Here is a 16,190-nt window from a genome sequence, read left to right as displayed (position 1 = left end):
CGACTCGAAGTTCATGTTTTCGCAACATCGACGTGTGCGAAAAGCGCAGGCTGGGGTGTCGTTCACAGGGAAATTGCGGGGGTGAGTGAGATGAATATCAGGGCGAGATAGGGGATAATCTCCTCCGTGACGACCGCAATGACAAACCAAGATATGGCGACGCCGCAAAATCGCGTCCCAGCGCTGAACCGACCGAACATGGTCAGCGTGGGCACGATCGCGTTCCTCGCCCAGGAGCTCATGTTCTTCGCCGGTTTGTTCGCGATGTACTTCACGTCGCGTGCAAACGGCCTCGCCGCAGGTGACTGGGGCAACCAGACGGACCACCTGAACGTTTTGTTCGGTGGCATCATCACCGTCGTGCTGATTGCCTCCTCGTTCACCTCCCAGTTCGGTGTCTTCGCCGCGGAGAGGGGTGACGTGTTCGGCCTGCGCAAGTGGTTCACCGTGACCGTTGTGCTGGGCGTCATCTTCCTCGGCCTGGTGGCATTCGAGTGGACCGAAATGGTGACCTCGGGTGTGACCCCCCAGTCCAGCGTGTACGGCTCGGTGTTCTACATCATCACCGGCTTCCACATGGCCCACGTGACCGCCGGCATCATCGCCTTCATCGTCGTTTTGATGCGTGTGGCGAAGTCGAAGTTCACCCCGGCTCAGGCAACCGCCGCGATGGCCGTTTCCTACTACTGGCACTTCGTCGACGCCATCTGGATCGGCGTGTTCATCACCCTCTACCTCGTGCAGTAGCCCAGCTAAGCCGCACAGGTACCGGACAAATTCTGAAAAGTCGCTAAGGGAACACAATGGAAAACTCACCCAAGAAGAAGCGCCAGGGACGCAAGACGCAGCGCACACTCGCTGGCGCAGCTGCCCTGACGCTGGGGTTGACCGGCGCGGGGCTGCTCGCGTCCGCGCTTACCCCCGATACGCAGGTGGCTACCGCCGCCCGTGACGACCAGGCGATGATCCAGGAGGGCAAGGACCTCTACGACGTTGCTTGCATCACGTGCCACGGTGCGAACCTCCAGGGCGTGGAGGACCGCGGTCCGTCGCTCATCGGCACCGGCGAAGGCGCCGTGTACTTCCAGGTCAACTCCGGCCGTATGCCGATGATGTCCAACGACGCCCAGGCTGAGCGCAAGCGCCCGCGCTACACCGAGGAACAGGCACTCGCTCTTGCTGCCTACGTTGCAGCGAACGGCGGCGGCCCTGAGCTGGTCTACAACGAGGACGGCTCGCTCGCGATGGAAGAGCTGCGCGGTAAGGACTTCGACGGGCAGATCCAGGCTGCCGACGTCGCCCGAGGCGGCGAACTGTTCCGCCTGAACTGCGCGTCGTGCCACAGCTTCACCGGCCGTGGCGGCGCTCTGTCCTCCGGTAAGTATGCGCCTGAACTGGACCCTGCGAACGAGCAGGAGATTTACCAGGCGATGCTCACCGGCCCGCAGAACATGCCTAAGTTCTCCGACCGCCAGCTGACGGCGGACGAGAAGAAGGACATCATCGCCTTCATCAAGTCCACCAAGGAGACCCCGTCCCAGGGCGGCTGGGACCTGGGTGGCCTCGGCCCGGTCTCTGAAGGTATGGCGATGTGGATCATCGGCGTGACCTTGGTCGCTGCCGCTGCTATGTGGATTGGATCTCGCTCATGAGTGAAGTGAAGAAGAATTACTCGGTAGAAGAGCTCGACCGCATGAACAATGCCGAGCTCGCGGCTCTGGGCACCGAGCTTGACGACGTGACGGTTGCGTACCGCAAGGAGCGTTTCCCGGTTGAGGGCGACCCGCGCGAGAAGTCCGCTGCCACCGGCATCGGTATCTGGCTGACTATCTCGGTCGTCAGCGCACTCGCGTTCCTCGGCGTCTACCTCTTTTGGCCTTGGGAGCCGAAGTTCCACGGCGACGATGGGCTGTGGGTCTACACCCTGTACACCCCGCTGCTCGGCCTGACCTCCGCACTCGCGTTTTGCGGCCTCGGCATCGCCATCATCCAGTACGTGAAGAAATTCGTGCCGGAGGAGATTGCGGTGCAGCGCCGCCACGACGGCCGCTCCAGCGAGCTGGACCGTCGCACCACTACCGCGCTGCTGAACGACGCGTGGGAGACGTCGACCTTGGGTCGTCGCAAGGCACTGCAGGGCCTTCTCGGCACCGCGGGTGTCCTCGCGGGCCTGATGGTCATTGCTCCTCTCGGCGGTCTGATCAAGAACCCCTGGAAGGTCCGCCACGAGCTGGACTACCATGGCGACGGCACTCTGTGGACGCACGGCTGGACCATCCAGGACCAGGGCGTGAAGGTGTATCTCGGCCGCGATACCGGTTCGATCGCCGAGCTGCACGAGAGCGAGACCGGTTCGCACTACTCCACGGCGGGCGTGTCCCGTCTGGTGCGTATGCGCCCGGAAGACCTCGCTGCTGCTGCGATGGAGACGGTCTTTCCCCTGTACCCGGAGGACGTCAACGACGGTTCGGAGTACGACCCGGAGCGCGACGTCTACGAGCACCACATGCACTCCATCCACGGCCCGCGCAACCCAGTTATGCTGATCCGCCTGCGTTCGCAGGACGCTGAGAAGGTGGTGGAGCGCGAGGGCCAGGAGGACTTCCACTACGGCGATTACTACGCCTACTCCAAGATCTGCACGCACATCGGTTGCCCGACCTCGCTGTACGAGGCCCAGACCAACCGCATTCTGTGCCCGTGCCACCAGTCGCAGTTCGACGCTTTGCACTACGGCAAGCCGGTCTTCGGCCCGGCCGCTCGTGCCCTGCCTCAGCTGCCTGTGACTGTTGACGAAGACGGTTACCTCATCGCCAACGGGAACTTCATTGAGCCCGTCGGCCCGGCATTCTGGGAGCGTCAGTCCTAATGAGCACTAAACTTGAGCAAGCCGCGGACAACGTTGATTCGCGCTACACCATCTCGGGCGTGCTGCGCCCGCAGCTGAACAAGGTCTTTCCCACCCACTGGTCCTTCATGTTGGGTGAGATGGCGCTGTACAGCTTCATCATCCTGCTGCTGACCGGTATCTACCTGGCACTGTTCTTTGACCCGTCGATTACAAAGGTCATCTACGACGGCGCGTACCTCCCGCTGAACGGTGTGGAAATGTCGCGCGCGTACGCCACGGCCCTGGACCTCTCGTTCGATGTCCGAGGCGGCCTGTTCGTCCGCCAGATGCACCACTGGGCCGCGCTGATGTTCATGATGGCGATGTTCGCCCATATGATGCGCGTGTTCTTCACCGGCGCGTTCCGTCGCCCGCGTGAGGCTAACTGGCTTATCGGTGTCACCCTCGTGCTGCTGGGCATGATCGAGGGCTTCATGGGTTACTCGCTGCCGGACGACCTGCTGTCCGGTGTTGGCCTGCGCATCATGTCCGCAATCATCCTGGGTCTGCCCATCATCGGCACCTGGATCCACTGGGCGATTTTCGGCGGTGACTTCCCGTCGGACCTCATGCTGGATCGTTTCTACATCCTGCACGTGCTGATCCTGCCGGGCATCATCCTCGCCCTCGTTGCAGCGCACCTCGCGCTCGTCTGGTTCCAGAAGCACACCCAGTTCCCTGGGCCGGGACGCACCGAGAACAACGTTGTCGGTGTACGTATCCTCCCGGTATTCGCAACCGAGGCAATTGGTTACATGATGGTGGTCTTCGCTGTTCTTGCCGGCATGGCTGGTCTGACGTCGATCAACGCCATCTGGAACCTGGGTCCGTACAATCCGTCGCAGGTTTCCGCTGGCTCCCAGCCGGACATCTACATGCTGTGGACTGACGGCGCCGCCCGTGTCATGCCGGCGTGGGAGCTCTACCTTGGCAACTACACCATCCCGGGTGCGTTCTGGGTTGCTCTGCTGTGTGGCTTGATGGTCGTGCTGCTGATTACGTACCCGTTCATCGAGCAGAAGGTCACCGGCGACACCGCCCACCACAACCTGCTGCAGCGTCCGCGCGACGTCCCGGTGCGCACCGGTGTCGGCGTGATGGGCTTGACCTTCTTCCTGCTGCTGACCATCTCCGGTGGTAACGACCACATCGCGCACTTCTTCCAGATCTCGTTGAACGCGATGACCTGGTTCGGCCGCATTGGCCTGATCGTCCTGCCGCCGCTGGCCTTCTTCATCACCTACCGCCTGTGCATTGGCTTGCAGCGCTCCGACCGTGAAGTCTTGGAGCACGGTATCGAGACCGGTGTGATTAAGCGTCTGCCGAACGGCGCGTTCGTGGAGATCCACCAGCCGCTCGGCCCGGTGGACGAGCACGGCCACCCCGTGCCGCTGGAGTACGCCGGTGCCCGTGTGCCGAAGCAGATGAACCAGCTTGGCTTCGCGGACTCGGACACCATCGGCAAGTTCTCGCCCGCTGAGCTCGGCGTGACTGAGCGCGTCCGCGACGCCGAGGAGCAGAAGCACCACGAGGCCGTTGAGACGATGCGTGCCCTCGAGGAGACGAAGGACCGCTTCGACCGCGACGCAACGCACAACAGCGCTGAATAACCTCCCGCGCTTTCCCACCTAGCGGTCGCATACAAACCCCCTTTTCCCGGTTTCGGGAAAAGGGGGGTTTCACTTTGTTACAAGGTGATAAAGACGGCATGTGACGAAGCGCACAACCCCTCATGAAGACCCACCTCGGGTCGGCAACGCGGTGCCGGGGGAGTTGTGGAGGGAGAAGATAAACGTCCAGTTCAGACGCCTTTTGTTCCGTAACGACGGCGGCTTCTCTGGACCGGCCGCGCGCGTGACGACAGCGACGCAGGCAACCCAAACCTGTTGATAACGGAACAATAACGGCGTGGCGGTTGGACACGGATGTTGCCGTTTCGTAACCTGTTCGAGACATTGCGACAACAACCGTTGGCAGCATGTACCGCAGACAACATATAAGCCGTTACCCAGGTTGACGTTCCGCACCCGCGGGCCGCCCGCCGAGGGGACCGGGGAACCACAGTGGGGCTCACGCTCCCGTGGGGCGCAGGGCCTTTTCTCAACACCCCGCCCGACAGCTAACCCGGTTGGCGAAGAGAAGATATGGAGAAAACTATCGTGGCAAAGCACCGTCGCCAGGAAAACACCGCTTCGCGCGCAGCAGCGGCTACCGCCGCTATTGCAGCTGGCGCAGCACTGGTCGCGCCGGCCGCCGCCTCCGCAGCAGAGGTCCGTGTTCCCAACACCCCGGTTTCCGTCGAGGTTCCGGGCATCGAAAACGTCCCGGGCATCGCAGCCATCCCGGGTATCGACGCGTGGATCCCGTCCGTGGCGGGCCAGTCCGCCGACGCAAGCATCCAGAACGCTATCGCGTCCGTGAAGGCAATCCCGGGTGTGTCGAACGTTCCGGGCTTCAACCAGTTCCTCAACACCGTGGAGCAGCAGGCGGTCGCAGCAGAGTCGGCACCGGCGAAGCAGACCTACTCGGCTCCGGCCGCTGCGCCCGCGCCGGTGCGCCAGCCGTCCGTCGGCGAGCGCATTGTGTCCATCGCGCAGTCCAAGATCGGCTCCCCGTACGTGTACGGTGCCGCTGGCCCGAACTCGTTCGACTGCTCCGGCTTCACCTCGTGGGTATACGCGCAGGTGGGCAAGTCCATCCCGCGAACCTCTCAGTCCCAGGCGTACTCCGGCCAGCGCGTCGCGTTGAGCGACATCCAGCCCGGCGACATCGTTGCCTACTACGACGGCGCATCCCACGTTGCCATCTACGCCGGCAACGGCCAGATCATCGATGCGCTGAACTCCGGCACCCCGGTCGGATACCGCAGCCTGAACATGATGCCGATCCACTCTGTGGTTCGCTTCTAGGCCAATCCCCCTGACGCCCCGCTACCGTACGGCCAGCGGGGCTTTGCTCATTAGAGGCCACTTTTCACACCAGTCACGTCCCGGCGCATTTTGCTTTGCGACGGCCTTCGGAACAGCTATAGTTTGTTCGTTCTCGCCAGCACATGAAGAGGTATACACGTGGGTAAGCACTCCCTTCGCCGAAACCGCTCCCGTTCCGTAACCACTGCGGTCCTTGCAGGCGGCATCGTCGCATCTACCGCCCCGCTGCTTCCCTCCGCGCACGCCGACGACGTGGATGCGCTCATCGAGCAGATGGAGTCCGCCTCCCACGACGCCACCGCCAAGGCGGAGGAGATCAAGGGTCTGGAGGACCAGATCGCCGATTCTGAGGACAAGGAGCGCTCCGCCATCGCTCGTGCCACGGAGGCCAAGGCGCAGTTGGAGGCGATCCGCGGCGACAGTGACGCGCAGCGCAAGAACGTTGGCGACATCGCTCAGTCGCGTTACCGTGTCCCGGCAACTGACGCGCTGCTCACCACCCTCGGCTCCGGCACCCCGCAGGACGCGATCGACCGCTCCGCGTACTTCGCAGCGTTGAACAGGAACTCTCAGCGCGCCTTGACCGAGCTGGACGACGCGAACCGTGCGGCCGCCGACCGCGCGAACGCTGCCAACATCGCAGTGGCCGAAGCGCAGTACGTCCGCAACGAGCTTGACGGCAAGCGCAAGAAGCTTCAGCAGGAGCGCGCGGAGCTGGACCAGCGCGTCGCCGACATTGAGCGCCAAGTGGACAGCTTGAACGAGGCCGACCGCGAGCGGTGGGTCAAGAAGGACAACCCGGTCGAGAGCTCGGCACTGCCGGCGGTGGATTCCGGCATTGTCGCCGCGGCCATGGCACAGCTGGGAAAGCCCTACGGTTGGGGCGCGGCTGGCCCAGACGCCTTCGACTGCTCCGGTCTCATGATGTGGGCCTACGCACAAAACGGCATCAGCATCCCGCGCACCTCCCAGGCCCAGCTCGCTGGTGGCACGCCGGTCTCGCTGGACGCGTTGCAGCCCGGCGACATCATCGGGTACTACCCGGGTGTGACGCACGTGGGCATGTACATCGGCGACGGCATGGTGGTCCACTCGTCTGACTACGGCATCCCGATCCAGGTTGTTCCCCTGAACAGCATGCCGGTCCAGGGTGCCGTGCGCTATTAAGACGCTACTGGTTACCAACGACTTCCCGCCGACCGTGGGCGGGATTCAGTCATATTTGCGGGACTTCGCCCGGGAGCTCGCCCGGCGGGTGGGGCCTGAGTCGCTGGTGGTGTTCGCCTCCACGCAGGATGCTGCCGCGGCGCGCAAATGGGATGCGTCCGTGCCGTACACGGTGGTGCGCTGGTCGCACCGTGTCATGCTGCCTACGCCGTCGACGACGCGTGCAATGCAGCGCCTCATTCGCACGCACGGCATTGACACAGTCTGGTTCGGCGCCGCTGCGCCACTTGCCCTGATGGGGCCTGCGGCGAAACGGGCAGGCGCCGCCACCGTTATCGCCTCCACGCACGGTCACGAGGTGGGCTGGGCCAAGGTGCCTATCGGCTGCAATGCGCTACGCGATATCGGGCGTAGTGCGGATATCGTGACCTACATTTCGGACTACACATTGCAACGACTCCGCCCGGCATTCGGCAGCGGCCCCCGATTTGTTGCGCTCCCGTCCGGCGTGGACACGGAGTTCTTCCGGCCGGCTACCGCGACGCAGCGCACCGCCACCCGCGAACGCCTGGGCGTCGGCGATGCGCCACTCGTTGTCTGTTCGTCTCGGCTGGTCGCACGTAAGGGGCAGGATGTGCTGATACGGGCGCTGCCGGAGGTGCGTCGTCAAGCGGCAGGCGCGCGGCTCGTCATCGTGGGGACTGGGCCTGACGCGCGTCGGTTGCACGCAATCGCCGGAGCGGGGGTGGTGTTCACGGGCGCCGTGCCGGGGGAGCAGCTGCGCGACATTGTGGCGGCTGCGGACGTATTTGCCATGCCCGCTCGCACCCGCCTCGGCGGTTTCGACGTCGAGGGCCTCGGCATTGTGTACCTCGAAGCCCAGGCGTGCGGCGTGCCTGTGGTCGCAGGTCGCTCCGGCGGCGCGCCCGAAACTGTTACGCCCGAAAGCGGGGTAGTGGTGGATGGGCGCGACACCAACGAGGTCGCACGGGCGATCGGGGGGATGCTTGTCGACGCCCAAGGGCGTGCCCGCATGGGCGCAGCCGGGCGAGCCCACGTCGCCGAGCGCTTCTCCTGGGACGTGCTCGGCGACCGGCTAGCAGCGTTATGCGGGGCGGCGCAGCCGGGGGGCTAGACTGCCTTGACATGGTTGCTCACTCACCCGTGACCGTCGGTTTTGATATCGGCGGCACGAACACCCGCGCCGCCGTGGTGGATGCGACAGGCGCGATTGTGGAATCGCTCGGCACCCCCACGCCCCACGACGCTGAGGGGCTTACAGGCACGATCGTGCGCATGGTGGGGGACCTGCGGGCGACACACGATGTTGGCGCTGTCGGCGTCGCCGTCGCCGGATTCTTGGACCCGTCGTGCGAGGTCGTGCGGTTTGCGCCCCACCTGGCGTGGCGGGACGATCAGCCCGTGCGCCGGGATCTGGAGGAGGCGCTGGGCCTGCCGGTGCGCCTGGAGCACGACGCCAATTCCGCGGCCTGGGGTGAGTACCGTTACGGCGCGGGGCGCGACTTGGAAACGTGGGTCTTTTTCGCCGTCGGCACCGGTATCGGCGCGACGCTGATGCACCGAGGTGAAATTTACCGCGGCGCGTTCGGCACCGCCCCGGAGTTCGGGCACATCACCGTCGTGCCGGGCGGGCGGGTGTGCTCGTGCGGAAAGCAGGGCTGCCTGGAGCGCTACGCATCCGGTACGTCGCTGGTGGATTGCGCGATCGACATCGCCACGGAGGGCAGCTTCAAGGACTCGGCGGTGTACCGGGCGGTCGTCGAAAAGCGGGCGAGCGGGCACGACATCATGGCTGCGGCGCGCGGCGGCGACGAGTTGGGGCTCGCCGCCCTGGACAGCTTTGCAACGTGGCTGGGGCGCGGGCTGGCGATAGTCGCGGACGTGCTCGATCCTGCCCACATTGTGCTTGGCGGTGGAGTCAGCGACGACGCGGATTTGTTCTTGGACCACGCCCGCGCTTCCATGGAAGCGAACATTGTGGGTGCCGGCTACCGCCCATTGCCGGAGATCCTGTGCGCTGAGCTGGGGTCCCGGGCGGGTATGATCGGTGTCGCTGATTTGGCCCGCGAACTGCTGTAGAAGGCGAACAACGATGAACAACAAGTGGTACTCCCTGTTCAAGGTTTTGCTCGGGCCGCCCCTGCTGGTGTGGAACCGTCCCACTATCGAGGGCGCGGAGAATATCCCCAACGAAGGCGCCGCGATCTTGGCGTCCAACCACCAAGCGGTGCTGGATTCCTTTTATCTGCCGCTGCTCGTGCGCCGTCAGATCACGTTCCCGGCCAAAAAGGAGTACTTCACCACACCGGGTCTTACCGGGCGCATCCAGAAGTTCTTCTTCTCCTCGGTGGGCCAAATCCCCGTCGACCGCGGTGCGAAAGACGCCGGGGATGCGCTGCAGGCGGCGGCCAAGAGCGTGCTGGACAAGGGCGACCTCTTCGGTATCTACCCGGAGGGCACGCGCTCCCCGGACGGCCGCGTGTACAAAGGTCGCACGGGGCTTGCCCGCATCGCGATGCCGAGCGGAGTCCCGGTTGTCTTGATCGGCATGATCGGATCCGGAAAAGCCAACCCCATCGGCACCACCATTCCGCGCCCCGCCAAGGTGCGGATCAAGGTGTCCGAGCCGATTGATCCGCGGGCGTGGGCGGTGGAGAACGGTTTCGACCCCGACTCGCGCGAGGTCATGCGGCCGTTCACCGACTATTGCATGCGCCGCCTCGCGGCAATGGTGGGGGAGGACTACGTAGACGTCTACGCCTCCGACGTGAAAAAGGCGTTGGAGGAGACGGGGGATTACCCAGAGGAGGCGCGCCCGTGAACAGATCCCTCATTGTCCGCTTCGTCCTCGTTGCCGTTGTGGTGACGTTGTTCCTGATTGCGTCCCAAGCCGGCTGGTATCCGAAGCTGGCGGGACCGATCGCTGTGGTCGCGGTGGCGGCGGTAATGTTTTGGCCGCGCCGCGACAGGGGGCCGAAGGGGCCGTCGCGACGCGAGCTGCTCAACGACATACGGGCGGAGCAGCGCAAGTAGATGCGGTATTTCTACGATACGGAGTTCATTGAGGACGGCTCCACGATCGAACTGGTCTCTATCGGCATCGTCGCAGAAGACGGCCGGGAGTTCTACGCCGTCAGCAATGAGTTCGATGCCTCGCGCGCCAATGAGTGGGTGCGCGACAACGTGCTGAGCAAGCTGCCGCGGGCCTCGCACCCAGCCTGGAAGCCGCTGCGTCAGATTCGGGAGGAGGCCCACGCGTTCCTCGCCGCCGGCCGAGGCGTTCCGGAGCTGTGGGCGTGGGTCGGTGCGTACGACCACGTCGTCTTCGCGCAGCTGTGGGGTGACATGTCTGGGTTGCCGAAGGATTTGCCGCGGTACACCCGCGAGCTCAAGCAGTACTGGCAGATGGCGGGTAGGCCTCGTTTGCCCAAGGTGCCGGACGGCAACCACGACGCGCTCGTTGACGCGCGCCACAACCTGCGTAAATTCCGTGTGTGCATGGAGGCGCTGCCTCTCGACGCCTCCGGTGCTGTGTCCAGATAGTGAGATTGAGCCGCCGTAGTCTGGGAACCTGCAGGTAAAAAGTATTGTGGCGCAGGGATAAATCGTGCTACTACTAAACGGGTGAGTTGGACTATTGACATCCCGAAAGACGTGCTGCCGGATCTGCCCCCGTTGCCGGGCGACCTGAACGAGCAGTTCCAAGACGTTATCTCCCGCGACGCGAAGCAGCAGCCTTCCTGGGACCCTGCCCAGGCTGAGAACGTGCGAAAGATCCTCGAGTCCGTGCCCCCAGTGGTCCTCGCACCCGAGGTGGAGCAGCTCAAGGCCAACCTCGCGGATGTCGCCTTGGGTGAGGCCTTCATGCTGCAAGGCGGCGATTGCGCCGAGACGTTTGAATCCAACACGGAGCCCCACATCCGCGCGAACGTACGCACACTGCTGCAGATGGCGGCGGTGCTGACGTACGGCGCGTCTATGCCGGTGGTGAAGCTGGCACGCATCGCCGGCCAATACGCCAAACCGCGGTCCTCCGACTTGGACGGCAACGGCTTGCCCAACTACCGCGGTGACATTGTCAACGGTGTGGAGCCCACCGAAGAGTCCCGCCGTCACGACCCGGCCCGCATGGTGCGCGCCTACGCCAACTCGTCGGCCGCGATGAACCTCGTGCGCGCCCTGACCACGTCTGGCACCGCTGACCTGCACCACATCAACGACTGGAACCGCGAGTTCGTCTCCAACTCCCCGGCTGGGGCGCGCTATGAGGCGCTCGGCCGCGAGATTTCTCGCTCTCTCGCGTTCATGGACGCCTGCGGCGTGCGCGACGACAACCTCCGGACATCCGAGGTGTACGCCTCCCACGAGGCGCTGCTGGTGGATTACGAGCGCGCGATGCTCCGCCTCGCCACCGATTCCAGCGGTGAGACCAAGCTCTACGACCTGTCGGCGCACCAGCTGTGGATCGGCGAGCGCACCCGCGGCATCGACGACTTCCACGTCAACTTCGCCGCGATGATCTCCAACCCCATCGGCATCAAGCTCGGCCCGACCACCACCCCGGAGGAGGCTGTCGCCTACGCCGACAAGCTCGATCCGAACCGCGAGCCCGGCCGCCTCACCATGGTCATCCGTATGGGCCAGGACAAGGTGCGCGACGTGCTCCCCGGCATCGTGAAGGCGGTGGAAGCGTCCGGCCACAAGGTGGTCTGGCAGTCCGACCCGATGCACGGCAACACCTTCACCTCCTCCAACGGTTACAAGACGCGTCACTTTGACAAAATCTTGGACGAGGTGCAGGGCTTCTTCGAGGTCCACCGCGAGCTGGGCACACACCCGGGCGGCATCCACATCGAGCTCACCGGTGAGAACGTCACCGAGTGCCTTGGCGGCGCCCAAGACATCACCGACGTGGACCTGCCGGGACGCTACGAGTCCGCCTGCGACCCCCGCCTGAACACCGAGCAGGCCCTCGAGCTGTCCTTCCTGGTCGCGGAGATGCTGCGCTACTAGGGCGCTTTAGAACAGGGGGACGATGATCTCGGGGATTTCGCCGTACATCCCCGAGCCAAACCACCACGCGCCCAGCCCGATGGCCACGACGACGCCGAGGGCCAAAACCATGTAGATGGCTACGCCGATCGGGGAACGGTTCGACACCGGGTTGACGGTGGGTCGCTGAGGTGCGGGCGCCGGCACCCGCTCCACCGGTGCTTGCGGCGCCACCACGGGGGGTGGCACCGCGGCCGCAGCAGGCCACTGGTCGCGGGAGGGGGCGGGCGCGGAGACGCGCGTCGGGGCGTCATCGCCCGGAAACAGACGCTGACGGGCGACAGTCGGGGCAGCTTCCGCTGGGGGAATCGAAGGGTCAGCAGCGGCGAGCCCGAAATTCGTCGGATGTTCGGTGGCACGGTGCGCGGCCGAGTTTCGGGGCGCAGGCACCGTGTAGGCGGGTAGGCGCAGCTCGCGGGACACGTCGTCGAGCGCAGCGAGGAAATCGGCCGCGTCGTGGAACCTGTCAGCCGGGTTTCGGGAGGTGGCGGTGGCCACCAGCTCGTCGAAAAGCTTCGGCACCCCGGCGATGAGCGTGGACGGCGCCGGCACGTCCGACCGCAGCCTTGCGTACGCGTGCGCAAGGGGTGTGTCGCCGTCGAAGGGTGTTTGCCCCGTGAGAAGTTCGAAGAGCACGATGCCTGCGGAGTACACGTCGGATGCGGCGGTGGTGGGGCTGCCGTCGACCTGTTCGGGGGACAGGTAGGCGACTGTGCCCACGATCTGGTCGGTGGATTGGGTGGTTTCCGCAGTGGCGCGCACCAAGCCGAAGTCGGAGAGTTTGACGCGACTGGATGCGTCGATGAGCACATTGTCGGGCTTGATGTCGCGGTGGACCATCCCTTTCTCGTGCGCGACTGCTAGGCCGGTGAGCATGCCGCGCATCACCGCTGCCGCGGCGTGCGGCGGCATGGGACCGCGCTCGGCGAGGAGTTCGCGCAGCGTGCCCCCGGTGATCAGCTCCATGACCAGAAAAACCTCGTCGCCCGAGGCGGAGAAGTCGTAGACATTGACCAGGTTCGGGTGGCTGAGCTGCGCCATCGCGCGAGCCTCTCGTCGGAAGCGTTCGCGGAACACCTCGTCGTGGACGTACTGCTCGTGCATCACCTTCGCCGCCACTTCGCGGCCCAAGCGCCTGTCCACGCACCGGTAGACGGTGGCCATCCCCCCACGCGCGATTGGGCGGTCGACGACGTAACGTCCGTCCAATGTCGTGCCTGCACCCAAGGTAGCCATGCGCACCAGCGTAGAATCGCCAACCGTGAGTGCACAAACGAATCTTGAGCAATTGCTTGCCGACGAAACCTTGCTGCCGTTCCCGGATGTCGCCGACGTTCTCGGCGTGCCAGTGACCAAGGTGCACGACTACATCGGTGCGAAGAAATTGGTGCACTACGTCCGGGATGGGAAGAAGGTCATCCCGGCGAGCCTGCTGGGCGAGGACGGGTTGAACAAGTTCGTCTCCGGCGCGATCACCGTGCTCTATGACGGCGGTTACGACGCCAACGAGATCCTGGCGTTTCTGTTCACGCCGGACGAGACTCTGCCGGGGCGTCCTGTAGATGCGCTTCACGGCCAGAAGGCCCGCGAGGTGATTCGTCGCGCGCAGGCCATGGCGTTTTAGACGCGTCACGGAACAACCATTCCACCGCAACTACGGCGCCGATCGCGGCGAGAGCGAGGAACCACGCGTCGTAGAGGCGGTGGTTTCCGCTTCCCTGGAACGCCAGGGCGACCACGATCGACGCCCCAGTGGACCCCTTCACCACCCACGCCGGTGGGCGGAACGTGCCGGTCAGCGAGATGAGTGAGGCGTAGTACCACGGCAGCGTCACAGCGTTCGCCACAAACGCCACGGCGTAGGCGGCGGTGGTGCCAGCGACCGCGCGCCGCTCGTAGGCGGTGCCGGGCCGGGGGCGGAACAGCCACCACACTGCAACCAGCCCCACCAGCATGAGCACAGAGAAAACGGAGCGGGTCCAGCTCAGCGCGGTGTTGTAGCGGAACGTGTCGTCGACAAGCTGCAGCAACGGGGTGAGCAGCTCGGCGGCGAGCGTGGGGCCGGCGAGCGGGTTGATCACTTTGGAGTTGCCGGTGATCTGCGCCAACCAGCCCCAGGTGGTGCCGGAGGCGACGGTGACCAATTGGACCACGGCGGCGTTGACGACGAGCGCCCATGCCCCGGAGACGACGAGCATGCCCGCGCGCCCGAGAGCGGTTGAGCTATGCCGCTGGACCATCAGCCACACCACAAAGGGCAGCGCGACAGCTGCGGTCGCTTTGAGCGAGACCGCCAGCGCGATGAGCGCTATCCCAGGGGTGCACCAGCGTCCCCGCAGGCAGGAGAGCAAGCCGAGGCTGACCAGCCCAACCATCACGGCCTCGTTGTGCATGCCGCCGATCAGGTGCAGCAGCATCACCGGGTTCGCCACACCGAGCCAGAGGGCGAGAGCGGGATCGCCGCCGATTGCTTTGGCGATCCGGGGGACGGACCACACGATGAGCGCAAAGCCGGCCACGGCAATCAACCGGTACGCGATTAACCCGGCGGTGACGTTGTCGCCGACAAGCGTTGTCACCGCCTTACCGAGTCCGAGGTGAAGCGGGCCGTAGGGGGTTGTGGTGTTGCGCCAGTCGTGGGAGACCTCCCAGAGAAACGGGCCAGGGTTGACGGCGGCGCCCTCGGAGTACGGGTCGAAGCCGTCGCGCAGCATCGCCCCCTGCATCAAGTACGAGTACACGTCCCGTGAGAGGATCGGCGCGCTGCACGCGAGCGCTCCGGTCCACCACCACACGGTGCGCCGCATTTGCCGTGCAGAAGGCCGTGCCTTCCACAGCATCACCCACGCCACGACGAGGCCGACGATGCCGGCGGTGAGCAGGAGGTCCATGAGTCCGCGGCCGTGGCCGAACGCCAGGAAGTCCAGCCCGAGCTCCCGCAGTACTCCACCGCGGTAGCGGGTCGCGCCCGCGCCGAAGGAGCCAACCGCGATGAGCACGCATGCCGCGAAGCCGAGCGCGCGAGGATGACGCCGCATCACTTGCGCCGGTCTGTGGCTTTGCGCGCGAGAGCCGTGAGCGCGTCCACGGCAGCGTCGTTGATACCCGCGCCCTCGAGATATTCGAGGCCCGACGCGGTGAGCTGCTCAATGCGCTGTTCGACCGCATCCTCGGCACCGCTGTCGCGGATGAGCTGCGCTAATCGACGCAACTTCGCGCCGTCCGCCGTCTGGCCAATCCCGGCGCGCAGCTCCTCTGCGCCATCCGGGTCTTTCTCCGCTAAGAGCCCCACGGCAGTGGCGAAGAGCTCGGTGCGCTTGCCCTCCCGCAGGTCGTCGCCCGCAGGCTTGCCCGTAATAGCTGGGTCGCCGAACACGCCGAGGAGGTCGTCGCGTAGCTGGAACGCGATACCGACATCGCGCCCGTAGCCGCGGAACGCGCCGATAGTCGCCTCATCCGCACCTGCCAGCGCCGCGCCGAGGTGAAGGGGCCGCTCGATGGTGTATGCCGCTGTTTTGTAGCGGTTGACGCGGTTGGCCATCTTCACAGATTCGCTGCGCAGGCTTTCCAACATCATGTCCAGCAGCTGGCCGCCGATGACCTCTGTGCGCATGCCCACCCACGGCTCCGCGGCCCGGGCGAGGGCCTCCTGGGACACACCGGAGTAGCGCCACATGTCCTCCGCCCAGGCCAACGCGAGGTCGCCCAGCAGGATCGCCGCATTCGTGCCGTACGCCTCGGCGGAGCCGAGGAGATCGCGGTCGCGGTGCTCGGCTTCCAGGGCGCGGTGCACGGTGGGGTTGCCGCGCCGGGTGTCGGAGGCGTCGATGATGTCGTCGTGCACGAGCGCACACGCCTGGATCAGCTCCAGCGCGCTCACGGCGCGTAGTACGGCGTCCGGGTCCTCTTCGCCGCGCTCCAGGCCGCCTGCACCAGCAAAGCCCGCCCAGCCGTAGGTCGGGCGGACGCGCTTGCCGCCGCCGAGCACGAACGCCTGGAGGTGGCTCACTGCGTGGGCGACAGGCTCACCGATGGCCGCGATGGCGTCGGCGCGCGCGTCAAAGAAGGCGGCGAGGTTGCGCTCTACCCGCTGCGGGATTTCCGAGAGTTCCAGATGCGTTGTGGCCACG

15 protein-coding genes, 1 pseudogene and 1 riboswitch are annotated in these 16,190 nt (G+C 65.3%); of the genes and pseudogenes, 13 read left to right on the top strand and 3 right to left on the bottom strand.

The genetic code is table 11. The features are described 5' to 3' along the window. Positions 1-126: 126 nt before the first annotated feature. From ctaE to CUREI_RS07810, 12 genes are all read left to right on the top strand, one after another. Positions 127-747 (top strand): aa3-type cytochrome oxidase subunit III, encoded by a 621-nt coding sequence (ctaE, locus tag CUREI_RS07865; RefSeq protein ID WP_201773328.1) that lies wholly within the window; start codon positions 127-129, stop codon positions 745-747. A gap of 56 nt (positions 748-803) precedes the next feature. Further along, entirely contained in the window at positions 804-1,652 is an 849-nt protein-coding gene (qcrC, locus tag CUREI_RS07860) for a cytochrome bc1 complex diheme cytochrome c subunit (RefSeq protein ID WP_038612406.1), read from the top strand. Further along, positions 1,649-2,869 carry a cytochrome bc1 complex Rieske iron-sulfur subunit gene (gene qcrA / locus CUREI_RS07855; RefSeq protein WP_038612403.1) on the top strand — a complete coding sequence of 407 codons (1,221 nt, stop codon included), beginning with the start codon at positions 1,649-1,651 and terminating at the stop codon, positions 2,867-2,869. Before qcrC ends, qcrA begins: the two co-directional genes overlap by 4 nt. Then, positions 2,869-4,500: a cytochrome bc1 complex cytochrome b subunit gene (gene qcrB / locus CUREI_RS07850; RefSeq protein ID WP_038612402.1), complete on the top strand. Its 1,632-nt coding sequence runs from the start codon at positions 2,869-2,871 to the stop codon at positions 4,498-4,500. Before qcrA ends, qcrB begins: the two co-directional genes overlap by 1 nt. 412 nt (positions 4,501-4,912) lie before the next feature. After that, positions 4,913-5,036, top strand: a riboswitch (cyclic di-AMP (ydaO/yuaA leader). Next, entirely contained in the window at positions 5,035-5,799 is a 765-nt protein-coding gene (locus CUREI_RS07845; protein WP_236627175.1) for a C40 family peptidase, read from the top strand. (Overlaps the previous riboswitch by 2 nt.) 159 nt (positions 5,800-5,958) lie before the next feature. After that, the gene (locus tag CUREI_RS07840; RefSeq protein WP_038612401.1) at positions 5,959-6,987 is read left to right on the top strand and encodes an NlpC/P60 family protein; all 1,029 of its coding nucleotides are present in this window, start codon (positions 5,959-5,961) and stop codon (positions 6,985-6,987) included. Further along, complete coding sequence (locus CUREI_RS07835; protein WP_038612400.1) at positions 6,971-8,122, top strand: glycosyltransferase family 4 protein; 1,152 nt, start codon at positions 6,971-6,973, stop codon at positions 8,120-8,122. Before CUREI_RS07840 ends, CUREI_RS07835 begins: the two co-directional genes overlap by 17 nt. A gap of 11 nt (positions 8,123-8,133) precedes the next feature. Next, positions 8,134-9,087, top strand: coding sequence for an ROK family protein (locus CUREI_RS07830; protein WP_038614247.1), 954 nt, complete (start codon positions 8,134-8,136; stop codon positions 9,085-9,087). Positions 9,088-9,100: 13 nt separating this feature from the next. Then, positions 9,101-9,829: a lysophospholipid acyltransferase family protein gene (locus tag CUREI_RS07825; protein WP_038612397.1), complete on the top strand. Its 729-nt coding sequence runs from the start codon at positions 9,101-9,103 to the stop codon at positions 9,827-9,829. Next, on the top strand, positions 9,826-10,041 hold the full coding sequence (locus tag CUREI_RS07820; protein ID WP_038612394.1) for a hypothetical protein: 216 nt from the start codon (positions 9,826-9,828) through the stop codon (positions 10,039-10,041). Before CUREI_RS07825 ends, CUREI_RS07820 begins: the two co-directional genes overlap by 4 nt. After that, positions 10,042-10,551, top strand: a complete 510-nt coding sequence (locus CUREI_RS07815) for a polyadenylate-specific 3'-exoribonuclease AS (RefSeq protein WP_038612391.1) — start codon at positions 10,042-10,044, stop codon at positions 10,549-10,551. An 81-nt stretch (positions 10,552-10,632) separates the two neighbouring features. Next, positions 10,633-12,021: a class II 3-deoxy-7-phosphoheptulonate synthase gene (locus CUREI_RS07810; protein WP_038612388.1), complete on the top strand. Its 1,389-nt coding sequence runs from the start codon at positions 10,633-10,635 to the stop codon at positions 12,019-12,021. A gap of 21 nt (positions 12,022-12,042) precedes the next feature. Here the strand turns inward: CUREI_RS07810 and CUREI_RS07805 are convergent. Further along, positions 12,043-13,296 (bottom strand): annotated as a pseudogene (locus CUREI_RS07805) (protein kinase domain-containing protein); the annotation flags it as partial. Between the two features lie 25 nt (positions 13,297-13,321). Between CUREI_RS07805 and CUREI_RS07800 the strand changes: the two are divergent. Continuing rightward, positions 13,322-13,684 carry an Rv2175c family DNA-binding protein gene (locus CUREI_RS07800; protein ID WP_038614245.1) on the top strand — a complete coding sequence of 121 codons (363 nt, stop codon included), beginning with the start codon at positions 13,322-13,324 and terminating at the stop codon, positions 13,682-13,684. On the opposite strand, the gene CUREI_RS07795 is transcribed toward CUREI_RS07800, so the two are convergent. Then, positions 13,587-15,098, bottom strand: coding sequence for an alpha-(1->6)-mannopyranosyltransferase A (locus CUREI_RS07795; protein WP_051952281.1), 1,512 nt, complete (start codon positions 15,096-15,098; stop codon positions 13,587-13,589). The genes CUREI_RS07800 and CUREI_RS07795 overlap by 98 nt on opposite strands. Then, positions 15,098-16,189, bottom strand: coding sequence for a polyprenyl synthetase family protein (locus tag CUREI_RS07790; RefSeq protein WP_201773327.1), 1,092 nt, complete (start codon positions 16,187-16,189; stop codon positions 15,098-15,100). The genes CUREI_RS07795 and CUREI_RS07790 overlap by 1 nt, the downstream gene beginning before the upstream one ends. Position 16,190: the final 1 nt, after the last annotated feature.

The sequence above is a fragment of the Corynebacterium ureicelerivorans genome (assembly GCF_000747315.1).
In the GTDB taxonomy this organism is placed as follows: domain Bacteria; phylum Actinomycetota; class Actinomycetes; order Mycobacteriales; family Mycobacteriaceae; genus Corynebacterium; species Corynebacterium mucifaciens.
Note: the sequence above shows the minus strand (reverse complement) of the source record. Positions and strands in the feature narration are given on the sequence as shown.

Coding starts and splice junctions, on each gene's coding strand:
- qcrC (WP_038612406.1), top strand. CDS start 804: ATGGAAAACTCACCCAAGAAGAAGCGCCAGGGACGCAAGACGCAGCGC.
- qcrA (WP_038612403.1), top strand. CDS start 1,649: ATGAGTGAAGTGAAGAAGAATTACTCGGTAGAAGAGCTCGACCGCATG.
- CUREI_RS07815 (WP_038612391.1), top strand. CDS start 10,042: ATGCGGTATTTCTACGATACGGAGTTCATTGAGGACGGCTCCACGATC.
- CUREI_RS07845 (WP_236627175.1), top strand. CDS start 5,035: ATGGAGAAAACTATCGTGGCAAAGCACCGTCGCCAGGAAAACACCGCT.
- qcrB (WP_038612402.1), top strand. CDS start 2,869: ATGAGCACTAAACTTGAGCAAGCCGCGGACAACGTTGATTCGCGCTAC.
- CUREI_RS07825 (WP_038612397.1), top strand. CDS start 9,101: ATGAACAACAAGTGGTACTCCCTGTTCAAGGTTTTGCTCGGGCCGCCC.
- CUREI_RS07795 (WP_051952281.1), bottom strand. CDS start 15,098: ATGCGGCGTCATCCTCGCGCGCTCGGCTTCGCGGCATGCGTGCTCATC.
- CUREI_RS07830 (WP_038614247.1), top strand. CDS start 8,134: ATGGTTGCTCACTCACCCGTGACCGTCGGTTTTGATATCGGCGGCACG.